Origin of the sequence: Caulobacter mirabilis (genome assembly GCF_002749615.1) — a bacterium.
Lineage (GTDB): Bacteria > Pseudomonadota > Alphaproteobacteria > Caulobacterales > Caulobacteraceae > Caulobacter > Caulobacter mirabilis.
Genome location: NZ_CP024201.1, coordinates 3032958 through 3044837 on the forward strand (window position 1 = coordinate 3032958; position 11880 = coordinate 3044837).

General features: G+C 69.2%; 15 protein-coding genes and 2 tRNA genes. 3 read left to right on the plus strand and 14 right to left on the minus strand.

The window, feature by feature from the left end:
• On the plus strand, nucleotides 1-1152 hold the full coding sequence (locus CSW64_RS14460; RefSeq protein ID WP_099622771.1) for an alpha/beta hydrolase family protein: 1152 nt from the start codon (nucleotides 1-3) through the stop codon (nucleotides 1150-1152).
• A gap of 171 nt (nucleotides 1153-1323) precedes the next feature.
• On the opposite strand, the gene CSW64_RS14465 is transcribed toward CSW64_RS14460, so the two are convergent.
• A tRNA-His gene (locus tag CSW64_RS14465) sits at nucleotides 1324-1400 on the minus strand.
• Between the two features lie 91 nt (nucleotides 1401-1491).
• On the opposite strand from CSW64_RS14465, the gene CSW64_RS14470 reads away from it, so the two are divergent.
• Nucleotides 1492-2379: an alpha/beta fold hydrolase gene (locus CSW64_RS14470; protein ID WP_099622772.1), complete on the plus strand. Its 888-nt coding sequence runs from the start codon at nucleotides 1492-1494 to the stop codon at nucleotides 2377-2379.
• Nucleotides 2380-2488: 109 nt separating this feature from the next.
• Here CSW64_RS14470 and CSW64_RS14475 read toward each other — a convergent pair whose 3' ends face one another.
• From CSW64_RS14475 to hisD, 11 genes are all read right to left on the minus strand, one after another.
• Complete coding sequence (locus CSW64_RS14475) at nucleotides 2489-3211, minus strand: energy transducer TonB (RefSeq protein ID WP_099622773.1); 723 nt, start codon at nucleotides 3209-3211, stop codon at nucleotides 2489-2491.
• Between the two features lie 2 nt (nucleotides 3212-3213).
• On the minus strand, nucleotides 3214-3654 hold the full coding sequence (locus tag CSW64_RS14480) for a biopolymer transporter ExbD (RefSeq protein WP_099622774.1): 441 nt from the start codon (nucleotides 3652-3654) through the stop codon (nucleotides 3214-3216).
• 5 nt (nucleotides 3655-3659) lie between these two features.
• Nucleotides 3660-4574 carry a tonB-system energizer ExbB gene (exbB, locus tag CSW64_RS14485; protein ID WP_099622775.1) on the minus strand — a complete coding sequence of 305 codons (915 nt, stop codon included), beginning with the start codon at nucleotides 4572-4574 and terminating at the stop codon, nucleotides 3660-3662.
• A gap of 476 nt (nucleotides 4575-5050) precedes the next feature.
• Nucleotides 5051-5126: transfer RNA gene (locus CSW64_RS14490), tRNA-Phe, on the minus strand.
• Nucleotides 5127-5202: 76 nt separating this feature from the next.
• Nucleotides 5203-5379, minus strand: a complete 177-nt coding sequence (locus CSW64_RS14495) for a DNA gyrase inhibitor YacG (protein ID WP_099622776.1) — start codon at nucleotides 5377-5379, stop codon at nucleotides 5203-5205.
• Nucleotides 5376-6416, minus strand: a complete 1041-nt coding sequence (locus CSW64_RS14500) for a ribonuclease E/G (RefSeq protein WP_099622777.1) — start codon at nucleotides 6414-6416, stop codon at nucleotides 5376-5378. The genes CSW64_RS14495 and CSW64_RS14500 overlap by 4 nt, the downstream gene beginning before the upstream one ends.
• Nucleotides 6413-7009, minus strand: coding sequence for a Maf family protein (locus CSW64_RS14505; RefSeq protein WP_425430346.1), 597 nt, complete (start codon nucleotides 7007-7009; stop codon nucleotides 6413-6415). The genes CSW64_RS14500 and CSW64_RS14505 overlap by 4 nt, the downstream gene beginning before the upstream one ends.
• A complete protein-coding gene (infA, locus tag CSW64_RS14510) occupies nucleotides 7006-7224 on the minus strand; it encodes a translation initiation factor IF-1 (protein WP_004617696.1) in 219 nt (72 codons plus the stop codon). The genes CSW64_RS14505 and infA overlap by 4 nt, the downstream gene beginning before the upstream one ends.
• Before the next feature lie 91 nt (nucleotides 7225-7315).
• Nucleotides 7316-7771, minus strand: a complete 456-nt coding sequence (locus CSW64_RS14515; protein ID WP_099622778.1) for an arsenate-mycothiol transferase ArsC — start codon at nucleotides 7769-7771, stop codon at nucleotides 7316-7318.
• Nucleotides 7772-7777: 6 nt separating this feature from the next.
• Nucleotides 7778-8260 carry a UPF0262 family protein gene (locus CSW64_RS14520; protein WP_099622779.1) on the minus strand — a complete coding sequence of 161 codons (483 nt, stop codon included), beginning with the start codon at nucleotides 8258-8260 and terminating at the stop codon, nucleotides 7778-7780.
• Nucleotides 8261-8330: 70 nt separating this feature from the next.
• Nucleotides 8331-9611: a histidinol dehydrogenase gene (gene hisD, locus CSW64_RS14525; protein ID WP_099622780.1), complete on the minus strand. Its 1281-nt coding sequence runs from the start codon at nucleotides 9609-9611 to the stop codon at nucleotides 8331-8333.
• A 117-nt stretch (nucleotides 9612-9728) separates the two neighbouring features.
• Here hisD and CSW64_RS14530 point away from each other — a divergent pair, with 117 nt between their 5' ends.
• Nucleotides 9729-10226 (plus strand): hypothetical protein, encoded by a 498-nt coding sequence (locus CSW64_RS14530; protein WP_099622781.1) that lies wholly within the window; start codon nucleotides 9729-9731, stop codon nucleotides 10224-10226.
• On the opposite strand, the gene CSW64_RS14535 is transcribed toward CSW64_RS14530, so the two are convergent.
• Both CSW64_RS14535 and CSW64_RS14540 read right to left on the minus strand, forming a co-directional pair.
• Nucleotides 10227-11375 carry a pepsin/retropepsin-like aspartic protease family protein gene (locus tag CSW64_RS14535; RefSeq protein ID WP_099622782.1) on the minus strand — a complete coding sequence of 383 codons (1149 nt, stop codon included), beginning with the start codon at nucleotides 11373-11375 and terminating at the stop codon, nucleotides 10227-10229.
• A gap of 68 nt (nucleotides 11376-11443) precedes the next feature.
• Nucleotides 11444-11878 (minus strand): DUF2948 family protein, encoded by a 435-nt coding sequence (locus CSW64_RS14540; RefSeq protein ID WP_099622783.1) that lies wholly within the window; start codon nucleotides 11876-11878, stop codon nucleotides 11444-11446.
• Nucleotides 11879-11880: the final 2 nt, after the last annotated feature.

Below are 11880 nucleotides of genomic sequence, written 5' to 3' on the forward strand. Positions count from 1 at the left end.
ATGTCGGCGACCTACCAGCGGATCCCCTATCTGATCGTCTTCGACGAAAGCGCCGCCTTCAAGGACACCTACGCCGGCCAGATCGGCAAGGTGACGCTGGAGGCGCACCTGCTGAAGCCGGACAAGCCCTCGGACACGGTGGTGATCATGATGCACCCCATCGGCGGCGGAGCCTATCTGCCGATGCCGGGGGCGCTGGCCAAGCTGGGGGTGCACGTCATCTACTGCAACAGCCGGTTCCGCGGGAACGACACGGCGCTGACCATGGAGAAGGTCGCCCTGGACCTGGGCGCCTGCGTCCGCGACGCCAAGGAACGGCTCGGCTACGACAGGGTGGTGCTGGGCGGCTGGAGCGGCGGCGGGGCGCTGTCGCTGTTCTATCAGGCCGAGGCTGAGGTCCCGACCGTCACCCACACGCCGGCCGGCGATCCGCTGGACCTGACGGCGGCCGGGCTGATTCCCGCGGACGGGGTCATGCTGCTGGCCTCGCACTTGTCGCGGAACCTGACTTTGACCGAGTGGATGGACCCGTCGATCACCGACGAGACCCGTCCGTTCGAGCGCGATCCGGAATGGGACCTCTACAACCCCGCCAACCCGAACCAGGCTCCCTACTCCGCCGACTACGTCGCTGAATTCAGGGCCCGGCAGATCGCCCGCAACCGGCGCATCACCGACTGGGCGTTGGCAGAGCTGAAGGCCCTGCGCGAGGCCGGCCAGCCGAACGCCGAGCGGTGCTTCACTGTCCAGGGCACCATGGCCGATCCGCGCTGGCTGGACCCGGCGGTGGACCCCAACGACCGCAGGCCGGGCTGGTGCTTCCTGGGCGAGCCGCGGCTGGTCAACGACGGGCCGGTCGGCCTGGCCCGCTTCACCACCCTGCGCAGCTGGCTGTCACAATGGTCCTACGATCGGTCGAACGCTGACGGGCTGAAATGCGCCGCGCGGCTGACCGTCCCGCTGCTGGTGATCGAGAACGGCGCCGACGACGCCTGCACGCCTAGCCACGCCGCCCGGCTGATGGCGGCGGCGAACAACGCGCCCCAGACCCATCACCTGGTCCAGGGCGCCAACCACTACTACTTCGGACAGCCCAGACAGGGCGCCGAGGCGGCGGAAATCACGAGGGCTTGGCTGAAGCGGTTCGACTGACCGCGGGGGCTCGGCCGCGCCACGGGCGGCGCGGCCGAGCGCTTCCCAGCGGAGGTGAGGGACACCGGGGGAAGCGGGAAGATCTCTTCCCGCACCTTCATATGGGGATCAGGGGCAGCCCCGGCCAGTACCACCCGGGAGCGTGCGACGGCTTGTCGCCGTGGTTTGCGATGGTACCGCCTTCCCGGTTCGAACGGGAGACCTCCAGAGCCACAATCTGGCGCTCTAACCAACTGAGCTAAGGCGGCGCGCTTTCGCGAGGGGGGTGGTTTAGTCGGAGCCGGGCTCAGGATCAAGCGGTGCTTGCACGGTTTCAACAGCCAAAGCAGCATCCGCCCCATGAACAGGATCAAAACCCGCCAGATCGAGGCCAACGGCCTGACCTTCACCGTCGACGAGGCCGGCGAAGGCGACGCCGTCGCCCTGTGCCTGCACGGCTTCCCGGAAAGCCGCCATTCCTGGCGGCATCAGCTGCCTCTGCTGGCCGAGGCCGGTTGGCGGGCCGTGGCGCCGGATCAGCGGGGCTACGGCGACTCCAGCCGGCCGCTCGGCAAGGCCGCCTACCGGATCGAGCACCTGGTCGCGGACGCCGAGGCGATGTTCGAGGCCCTGGGCGCGAAGCGGCGGCTGCTGATCGCCCACGACTGGGGGGCGGTGGTCGCCTGGGCCCTGGCCATGGAGACCCGGACGCCGCTGGACGGGCTGGTGATCATGAACGTCCCCCATCCGGCCGTCTTCCAGCAGGTCCTGCGGCGCAGCTTCGGCCAGCTGCGCAAGTCCTGGTACGTCTTCTTCTTCCAGCTGCCCTGGCTGCCCGAGGCGGCTCTGACGGCGCGCGGCGCCCGGGCGGTGGGCGAGGCCTTCCGCGGCATGGCGATCGACAAGAGCCGCTTCCCGGACGAGGTGCTCGACCACTATCGCGCCAACGCCCTCAAGCCGGGGGCCATGACCGCCATGGTCAACTGGTACCGCGCCAACTTCGGAAGCGCCCTCGCCCGCTGGGCGCCCGGCAAGGCCCCGATGATCGAGACCCCCACGCTGATGGTCTGGGGCGAGGAGGATACGGCGCTCGGCCTCGAGCTGACCGAGGGCTACGAGCCCTATGTCCGGGATTTCACCCTGCATCGCCTGCCGGGCGTCTCGCACTGGGTCCAGCAGGAGGCGCCGGAGGCCGTCAACGCCATCCTGGCGGACTGGCTGAAGGCCAGGGGCCTGGCGCCCGCCTGAGAGCCTTGGAGAAGCCTCTTGGGCGCCCTGCCCGCGCCACGGTTCCAGACAAAGAAAAACGCCCCGGAAGTCTCCTTCCGGGGCGTTCGTCTTGTCTGCGTTCCGAGCCTTACTGCGGCAGCTTGAACACCAGCGGGATACGGACCGAAGCCCCTTCCACCGGCGAGCCGTCCTTGGTCTGCGGACGCATCTTGAACAGCCGGGACAGCTTGAGGGCCGCGTCGCCGAACCCGAGATCAGCGGGTTCTTCGGACACGACTTCACAGCCTTCCAGCGTACCGTTCGCCTTCACGCGGCACAGGAGCGTGGCCTTGCCTTCCCGTTCCAGGCGCTGGGCGCGGTCCGGGTAGTAGCGGGCCATGTCCTCGCCGCTCGGACGACGAGACCAATCCGGGCTCGTGATGACCGAGGGGCGCGGCGGAGCCGGAGGAGCGGGCGGCGCGATAACCGGCGGAGCCGGGGTCTCGACGCGTTCCGTCTTCGGCACCGGCGGCACCTGAAGCGGCGGCGGCGGCGGCACGTCCGGCGGCGGAGCCACCGGCGGACGCGGCTGCAGCCGAGGCGGCGGCGGCTTATCCGTAGGCGGCGGCGGCGGCGGAGGCGGCGGCGGCGGCGGCGGCGGCTTGATCAGCTGGGTGTCGATCTTCTCGTCCTCGAAGATCCGCTCCTTGATGGTGAAGCGCATCTTGTAGAGGTAGAGACCGAGCAGGAAGTGCAGCCCCAGCACGATGATGATGCCGATGGTGAAGCCCTTGCCCAGACCCTTGGAGGTCGGGACGTCGAACGGGTTGTGCACCTTCAGCGGAGCGTCGTCTTGTTTCTGCTCTGCCATCGCTACTTACCCGAGTCGTCGGTGCCGATAAGGGCCACGCTGTAGAAGCCGTTGTCCTGCAACGTGTTCATCACCTGCATGAACTCACCGTAGCGAACCTCCTTGTCGGCGCGGATGAAGAGCCGCTCCTTGGAAGGGTCGCGTTGGCCGACCTGCTTGCGAAGATCGTCTCCCATCGTCGCCAGATCGGTCGGGAAGTCACCGATGTACAGGTGCCCGCCCTTCTGGATCGAGATGTAGATCGGCTTCGGCGGATTCGGTCGAGGCTTTGCCACCGCGGTAGGCAGCTTAAGCTCGACCGAGACGCTGGCCAGCGGCGCCGCCACCATGAAGATGATCAGAAGAACCAGCATGACGTCCACGAAGGGCGTCACATTGATTTCGCTGTTCTGCTCAACCTGGTACCTGTCGCCGCCGCCGGAGCCCGAGAGTTTGGCGGCCATTGGTGTTAGGCCCCCTTGTCGAGCTGCCGCGAGATGGCGTTCATCAGTTCAGCGTTGAAGCCGTCCGAGCGGGTGCCGAACGCAGAGATCTGCGTCTGGAAGTAGTTGTAGAAGATAACCGCCGGGATAGCGGCGAACAGACCGATACCCGTGGCGAGCAGCGCCTCGGCGATGCCGGGGGCGACGACGGCCAGGTTGGTCGTGTTGGTGTTCGCGATGCCGATGAACGAGTTCATGATCCCGTAGACGGTGCCGAACAGACCGATGAACGGACCGGACGAACCGACCGAGGCCAGGAACTGCATGCCGCTGGACAGGCGCTTCGAGAGCGACGACTGCACGGCCGACACGGCGGTCTGGGCGCGGTAGATGGTGCTTTCGCGGTGGTCGCCGGCGACCGACAGACCGGCCTGACGGGACAGTTCCACTTCCGAGGCGGCCGCGGCGGCCATGTCGGCCAGCGGGTTGCCTTCGAACTCGTCCGACATGGCGATACGGCCCATGTCCTGGATCGACTTGGCCGAGCGGAACGCTTCGACGAAGCGGTCCGACTTACGGCGCAGACCGCCGAACTCGAGCAGCTTCGTGATCAGCAGGGTCCAGGAGAAGATCGAGGCCAGGACCAGGCCGATCATGACCACCTTCACGACCCATTCGGCGTCCATGAACATGGTGATCGGGGTCAGCTTGCCGCCATGGCTGTCGATGGTCGGCGGAGCCTTGGCTTCGTCGGCCGGAGCAGCAGCGTCGGCGGCAGGAGCGGCGGGAGCGGCGGCGGCGTCAGCAGCCGGCGCGGCGGCGGCGGCGGCCGGATCGGCGGCCGGGGCGGCCGCGTCCTGCGCGAACGCCGGAGCGCTGACCATAAGCGCAGCGGCGCCCATGATCGCGATGAAGGGGGTCAGTCGTTTGTTGTCGAGCATCTTTCGCCAGTTCCTGGTTGGTCTAGCTAGTGTGGACCGAGGGTCGTCGCGCGATAGCGTCTCCACCCTACTCTAATTCTGCCCGGCCCGTGATCCGTTAGGACCCTGGACCAGAAAACCGCTGTCGCTGCGCCGACCCGAAACGACTCTCCGATCATTCGTTGCCGAAGATGGCGTTCCGAAGGCGCAAGACGGCCCGGGGGTCCGAGGACCTCCGGGTCGATCCGCCAAGTTAGACTTGGCACGCAAGCCCTTTGGCAACCCCTTTCTCCAACGTCAAGGGGCAAGGCCGACCCTTTTTTAACCCCTCGGGAACCCCTCGGCGCAGTTATTTTGCACTGCACAATCTGATTATCGGGAAGGATCGAGAGTTTTTCCCGTTCCGATAGAAAAGCCTCGCTGCACCGCAGCATGGCTCATCAACCGCCGGTCTCTTCCGAGAAGCGCTTCGAGTGCGAATGGAAAGGATGGGGAGGTGGTGCCTGGGGCCGGAATCGAACCAGCGACACGCGGATTTTCAATCCGCTGCTCTACCAACTGAGCTACCCAGGCCTAGGCCTTGAAGGCCCCGCGTTTTCGCGGAGGCCGCGTCTATAGAAGAGGGATTCCCGCAAGTCCAGCGGGACATTCAATCTTCGCGAATTTCCTGTGGAAGGCCGCCGTCCTCGTCATCATCCTCGACCACGGGGATGGCGTAGCCGCCCGTGAACCAGCGCTGCAGGTCCACGTCCGCGCAGCGTTTCGAGCAGAACGGCCGATAGGCCTCTTCCGTCGGCTTGCTGCAGATCGGGCAGGTCCTGCTCATCGCGCGACCACGTCCAGCTGGTCGACCGGAAACCCCTCACGGGCCTCCACGACGAAGCGCGCGCCCAGGCGGTCGGTCAGGGCCGCCCGCCTGGGCTCGAAGGCCGCCAGGACCGCCGGGGCGCAGGTCGCCGTCAGCCGTCCGCCCGGCAGGGCCCTGCCCTCGCGCTCCAGCGCGCGGACTAGCCGCAGGGCCATCGTCTGCGGGGTCGGAACGCCCCGCTCGTCGCACAGGACGTCCAGGACCGGTCGCCGACGCCGCGGCACGGTCAGCGTCAGGGTGCCGAACCGGCTGATCTTGTCGATGGCCACGCCGGGGTTGTCCGGCGCGAAGGCCGCCCGGGCGGCGCCGTCGATGGCCTTGCCGTCGTGGCCGCGCCCGACCAGGTCGAAGATCACCAGGCCACCCAGCCCCTTCAGCCGTAACAGCCGCGCGCCGATGGCCAGCGCGGCCAGATTCGCCGACCGCGCCGCGCTCTTGGTGTCGCTGCCCGGGCGTCCGCCCAGGTCGACGTCCACGGACACCAGCGCCCGGGTCGGCTCAATGGCGATGTCGCCGCCGCCCGGCAGCGGGTGGACGGTCATCAGCGCCTCGGCCTCCGCGGCGTCGGCGGCTTCGCGCGCGCCCAGGCCCTCGACGATCTTGGAGCCCTTGGCCAGGACCAGGAGCTCGGCCTCGACGTCGGGCGCGCCCTCCAGCAGGCGGGGCTCGCCCTCGGCCGGACCGATCAGACGAACGGTGGCCAGCTTGTCCTGGCGGGCCTCGGTGCGGATCTCGACCTCGACGGCCGCGCCGCGCACCGGCGGCGGCTCGTCGTGGCGAAGGGAATACAGCGCCTCGACCTTGCCCGGCAGATCCAGGAAGGCGACGCCGATGTTCTTTTCGACGCTGCGCACGCGCGCGACGCTGCGCGCGCCCAGGGCCGTGGCGGCCGGGGCGTCATGGCGGTCGATCAGCAGCCGCTCGGGCCGGCCGTCGACGGTGATGACCGCCCGGGTCTCGCCGATCCCCTTGTCGAGGAAGAACTTGCGGCTCATGCGCCCTCTCCTCTCCGCCAGCCGAGGCCGTTCAGCAGGTTCAGGGTCTCATACAGGGGCAGCCCGACCACCGAGGTGAAGGAGCCCTGCATGCTGGTGGCGAAGGCCCCGGCGCGCTTGTGGATCTTGTAGGCTCCGGACGCGTCGGCCCATTCGCCGCCGGCGATGAAGGCGTCCAGCTCCCGGAGCGTGATGCGCTTGAAGGCCACGCGCGTCTCGACCACCCGCGAGGCGGTCTTGCCGCCGGGGGCGATCACGGCGACGCCGGTCAGGACCTTGTGGGCGCGGCCGGACAGCAGGGCGATCATGCGCCGAGCATCGGCCTCGTCCTCGGGCTTGCCCAGGATGCGCCGCCCCACCGCGACGATGGTGTCGGCGGCGAGGACGTAGGCCTGAGGATGCCGCGCCGCGACGGCCTCCGCCTTGCCCACGGCCAAACGCGCCACGAGTCGCCTGGGCGTCTCGTCGCGTTGCGGGGTTTCGTCGATGTCGGCGGGATCTACGAGGTCGGGTTCGATGTCGACCTGGCGGAGCAGTTCGAGTCGTCTGGGGCTGGAACTCGCAAGGACCAGCGCCCCCTCGGGCAGGCTCACTTGAAGCGGTAGGTGATGCGGCCCTTCGTCAGGTCGTAGGGCGTCATCTCGACCAGAACCTTGTCGCCGGCCAGCACGCGGATGCGGTTCTTGCGCATCTTGCCCGCGGTGTGGGCGATGATCTCGTGATCGTTTTCCAGCTTCACGCGGAACGTGGCGTTCGGCAGCAGCTCGCTGACGGTTCCGGGAAACTCAAGCAGTTCTTCTTTCGCCATACGGCCTCTCGTTGGGGTCTATACGCAAACGGCTCGCGCCGAAGGGATTCGGGTCGCGAGCCGCGGCTCCAGGGCAAGCATTATAACGCGTTCAGCCGCCAAAGGTCGATGCCCTGCCGAAACGCTCGCGAATCCTTCGCGCCAGCTCGTCCCGAACCTGCCTGTAGGCGTCCAGCCGCTGCTCGCGCGAACCGTCCGCCAGGGTGGGATCCAGCGTCGGCCAGTACTCGATGTCGACCGCCCTGCCCCGCGCCAGTTCGACCGCGCGGTGCTGGGCCTCGGGCGTCAGGGAGACGACCAGGTCGAACGATTCGTCCTCCAGGTCGTCGAAGACCTTGGGCTTGAAGCCGTGCAGGTCGCCGCCCAGCTCGTCGATGACCGCGGCCGCGAAGGGATCGACCTCGGTCTCGCCCGGCTCGCGCTTGAGGCCCACGCTGTCGACGAAGATGGTCCGGCCGTGGGCGAGCTTCAGCAGGGCCTCGGCCATCGGCGACCGGACTCGGTTGAAGTTGCAGGCGAACAGGACCGCCCCCGGAAGCGCGACCACCGGCCGTCAGCCCCGCCAGTGCAGCGCGCAGATCAGGGTGAAAAGCCGCCGGGCGGTGTCGAGGTCGGTCTTCACCTTGCCGTCCAGCCGCGCCTGCAGCAGCGCCGAGCCCTCGTTGTGCAGGCCGCGCCGCCCCATGTCCAACGCCTCGATCTGCGCCGGCGTCGCGTTGCGGATGGCCTGGTAGTAGCTCTCGCAGATCATGAAGTAGTCGCGGATCACGCCGCGGAACGGCGACAGCGACAGCAGATGCGTCTGATCGAACCCGCCGTCGGTCGCGACGATACGCAGCGCCAGCCGATTCTCGATCAGGGCGATCCTGAGGTCGTAGGGGCCCGTCTCGGCGCCGACCGGCTCGAAGTAGTTCTCCTCGATCAGGTCGAAGATCGCGATCTGGCGCTCCTGCTCCTGGTCGCGCGAGACCGCCGCGAGGGATTCCTCGTCGATCTCGATGCTGTTCAGGCGGTGCGCGTCGCGGTCGTCGGTCATGGGCGTCCGAGCCATAAAGCAAGACGCCCCCCCTCGTCATCCCGGGGAGACCGCCAGAAAGAACGCCGTGCTATTTCTGCAACCGGATCGCCGCGCTCAGCGCATGGGCCGGCAGCCCCTCGGCCTCGGCCAGGGCGGCGGTGTGCGGCCCCAGGAGGCCGAACGAGGCCGCGTCGCACTTCACGATCGAGGTGCGCTTGAGGAAGTCGTAGATCGACAGCCCCGACTGGAACCGCGCCGCCCGGCTGGTCGGCAGCACGTGGTTGGAGCCGGCCACATAGTCGCCGATGGCCTCGGGCGTGAACCGGCCCAGGAAGATCGCCCCGGCGTGACGCACGCGATCGGCCAGCGCCTCGGGCGAAGCGGTGCAGAACTCCACGTGCTCGGGCGCGATGGCGTCGACCAGGGCCGGGCTCTGGTCCAGGGGCGCGAGGATCACCGCCCCGTGGTCGCGCCAGGAGGCGGCGGCGTCCTCGCCGGTCGATAGCTCGCCCAGCTTCCGCTCCACGGCGGCCTCGACGGCGGCGGCGAAGGCCTCGTCGTCGGTGATCAGGATCGATTGCGCCGAGGGGTCGTGCTCGGCCTGGGACAGCAGGTCCGCGGCGATCCAGTCGGGGTCGTTGTCCTTGTCGGCCACGACCACGATCTCCGACGGTCCGGCCAGGGCGTCGATGCCGACGACGCCGTACAGTCGGCGCTTGGCCGCGGTGACATAGGCGTTGCCGGGGCCGACGATCTTGTCGACCGGGGCGATCGGCCCGGCGCCATAGGCCAGGGCGGCGACGGCCTGGGCCCCGCCGATGCGCCAGATCTCGGTGACGCCCGCCGCCTTGGCCGCCGCCAGCACGGCCGGCTGCAGCTTCCCGGGCGGGGTGACCATGGCGATGCGGTCGACGCCGGCCACGGCGGCGGGTACGCAGTTCATCAGCACGGTCGAGGGATAGGCCGCCCGGCCGCCCGGCACATAGACGCCGACGGCCTCCAGCGCCGTCCAGCGCCAGCCCAGCTCGACCCCGGCCTCGTCGGTCCAGCGCTGGTCGGCCGGCCGCTGGCGGCCGTGGTAGTCGCGGATGCGGTTGGCGGCGAAGGCGATGGCCTCGCGGACCCGGGGGGCGCACTCGGCGGCGCCGGCCTCGATCTCCTCGGGCGTCACTCGAATGGTATGCTCCGTCAGGTCGACGCGATCGAACCTGCGCGTATAGTCGAGGACCGCCTCGATCCCCCTCGCCTTCACCGCGTCCAGCACCTCGCCGGCGGCGGCGTCGACATCGGCCGGCTGCCCCCGTCGCTCGTCGAGGAAGGCGCGGAAGGTCTGGGCGAAGTCGGGACTGGAGACATTCAGGCGGCGCATGGCCGGGCGCTATAGCGCATCGGCGGCGGGACGCGAAGCGATGCGGGGACGCGGCGCCTCTTGCATGACGCGATCGATCGGCGAATTCTCCACCTGGGGCTACATCAGGAGGGGGACATGCCGCCGAATTCCGCCGCCCACGATATTCTGAGCGCGCTTGAACCGGATATCGACGAACTGGAGCTCGCGCCCAGGGCCAAGGCCGCCGCCCTGGCGCTGAAGCGGGCGCATCCGACCGTCATCATCACCAGCGGTCGGCGCTCGGCGCCCGACCAGGCGCGGGCCATGGCCGGCAACATCGCCCGAAACCGACAGTGGATCGCTCAGACCTATGTCTCGCACGCCGAGAGCCGGGCGCTGCAGGCCTGGGTGGACGCCCATCCGCAGGCCCGGACTCGAGATACGATCGCCGCCGGCCTGCTGTCGGTCATGAACAGCTGGACGGATGCGCAGAAGGGCCGACTGTCGAAACACTTCAGCGGCGAGGCCTTCGACATCCGCCCCGTGGCCGGCGCCGCCGGCGCGGAGATCAAGCGGACCATCCGCGCCCTGCCCGGCTTGACCAAGTTCCTGGAACGCGAGGGCGGCCTGATCATCTGGCACGCCCAGTTCTGACTACAGGTAGTCAGCCGGCGTCAACGTCACCGCGCCGCGGCCCGCCACCTTGACCGTGACAACCATCCCGGCCGGGCCGCCCAGCGTGCGCAGCAGTTCGACGAAATCGCCCTCTAGGCGGTCGCCGACCTTGAGGCCGGCCGCCTCGCCCGGGCTGCCCTTGCCGACCTGGCCGACGGTCGCCGATCCGTCCGGCGCCTTGTCCAGCCAGATTCCGGAACGATTGTAGCGCTGCTCGGGCGTCGACAGGCCGCTGGCTTTGATCAGGACGCGCCGAGCCTTGGCGTCGATGGCGATGTTCATCCGCTGCAGGATCGGCAGGCCGAGGAGACCATCCTCGTCAGAGCCCCACGACGCCCGGGCATGCTCGGGCGCGCCCAGGGCGACGAGCTGGTTCTCGAACGACAAGGGGCCGACGCGGATCGGCTGTCGGGCGCGCACCAGCCGTCCCGGCGCCGCCTCCGTGCCCGTGATCCCGGTGACCGGAATGGGCGACCAGGGCAACCCGTCGTCCCACAGACCCAGCCGTTTTGCGTGGTTGTAGTCCAACTTCAGCGGACGCGGCGCGCCGGTGTCCCAGAGCAGCGAGAGCTTCTCGTCGCCGTAGTGCGCCTCGGACTCGATCCGGCGCGAGCCGTTGGCGTTGGGGCTGTCCGGCAGGGCCGACGGGATCGCCGTGAACCCCGCGCGCTCGCCGGCGCCCTGCGGGTAGACCCGCCACTCGCCGCGGTCGAAGTCGAGGTCGCTGTCGAAGGTGGTCACCATTCCGGAGGCCACGATCCCGACACCGCCGCCCAGCCGCCAGAGGCCGGCCAGGGCGACGTCGGTCTGCCGCACGGCCCCGCCCAGCACCATCTCGTCGGCGGCGTAGAGCGGAAAACTCTCGCCCTTCAGCTTCACGTCCCGCAGCTTCCGGAGCCCCACCGCCTTGGCGGTCGTCTCCATCACGCAGCTGACCTCGGCGCCGGTGTCGATGATGAAGGGAAACGGCCCCATGCCGTTCAGCAGGGCGTCTATGAGGACCCGGCCGTTCTCGAGCCGAAACCTGGCGACCACCGGCCCCGGCTGGGCCGGAGCGGCTCCGCCCGCGAGCAGGGCCAGCAGCCCGCCCGCCATCACGTTGCGACGAGAAACGCTGTCGGCCGCCATGCGCCCCCCGGTGCTGCCTCCGGAAGAGACTACAGAAGCCAGGTCGTCCGGCTAGGGGCTTCGAACGCTCAAGCGTCGTGCGCGGGCGCCCGCGGCGTCGGCCAGGGATCGGACACGTCGGCCAGGATGAGGTCCAGGCATTCCACCTCGACCCGCAGGTCGCCGCCGCCGGCGAAGGTGAAGACCACCACGCCGCCCGGCGCCTCGCCCGGCTCGAAGGCCAGGCTCAGCAGCTCGACGATCGCGCCCTTGGCGTCGCGGCGCAGCTTGCGGCTCCTCACGCCCAGGACGCCGCCGATCTGCAGGCCGGTTCGCACCCGCTGCCGCGTCTTCTCGCCCGCCTCCCAGCGGAAGCGGTTGAGGGCGACGGTCAGGCGACGGCCAGCGGCGTCGAAGGCGATGTCGCCGATCTTGGCCACGGCGTCCTGCAACGCGGCGGAGACCACGGCGAGATCGTCGGCGTCCTCGGCCAGAAGACGAAGCGGCTTGGCGGCCTGCGGCATGC

Coding starts and splice junctions, on each gene's coding strand:
- CSW64_RS14460 (WP_099622771.1), top strand. CDS start 1: ATGTCGGCGACCTACCAGCGGATCCCCTATCTGATCGTCTTCGACGAA.
- CSW64_RS14470 (WP_099622772.1), top strand. CDS start 1,492: ATGAACAGGATCAAAACCCGCCAGATCGAGGCCAACGGCCTGACCTTC.
- CSW64_RS14475 (WP_099622773.1), bottom strand. CDS start 3,211: ATGGCAGAGCAGAAACAAGACGACGCTCCGCTGAAGGTGCACAACCCG.
- CSW64_RS14480 (WP_099622774.1), bottom strand. CDS start 3,654: ATGGCCGCCAAACTCTCGGGCTCCGGCGGCGGCGACAGGTACCAGGTT.
- exbB (WP_099622775.1), bottom strand. CDS start 4,574: ATGCTCGACAACAAACGACTGACCCCCTTCATCGCGATCATGGGCGCC.
- CSW64_RS14495 (WP_099622776.1), bottom strand. CDS start 5,379: ATGAGCAGGACCTGCCCGATCTGCAGCAAGCCGACGGAAGAGGCCTAT.
- CSW64_RS14500 (WP_099622777.1), bottom strand. CDS start 6,416: ATGAGCCGCAAGTTCTTCCTCGACAAGGGGATCGGCGAGACCCGGGCG.
- infA (WP_004617696.1), bottom strand. CDS start 7,224: ATGGCGAAAGAAGAACTGCTTGAGTTTCCCGGAACCGTCAGCGAGCTG.
- CSW64_RS14520 (WP_099622779.1), bottom strand. CDS start 8,260: ATGACCGACGACCGCGACGCGCACCGCCTGAACAGCATCGAGATCGAC.
- hisD (WP_099622780.1), bottom strand. CDS start 9,611: ATGCGCCGCCTGAATGTCTCCAGTCCCGACTTCGCCCAGACCTTCCGC.
- CSW64_RS14530 (WP_099622781.1), top strand. CDS start 9,729: ATGCCGCCGAATTCCGCCGCCCACGATATTCTGAGCGCGCTTGAACCG.
- CSW64_RS14535 (WP_099622782.1), bottom strand. CDS start 11,375: ATGGCGGCCGACAGCGTTTCTCGTCGCAACGTGATGGCGGGCGGGCTG.
- CSW64_RS14540 (WP_099622783.1), bottom strand. CDS start 11,878: ATGCCGCAGGCCGCCAAGCCGCTTCGTCTTCTGGCCGAGGACGCCGAC.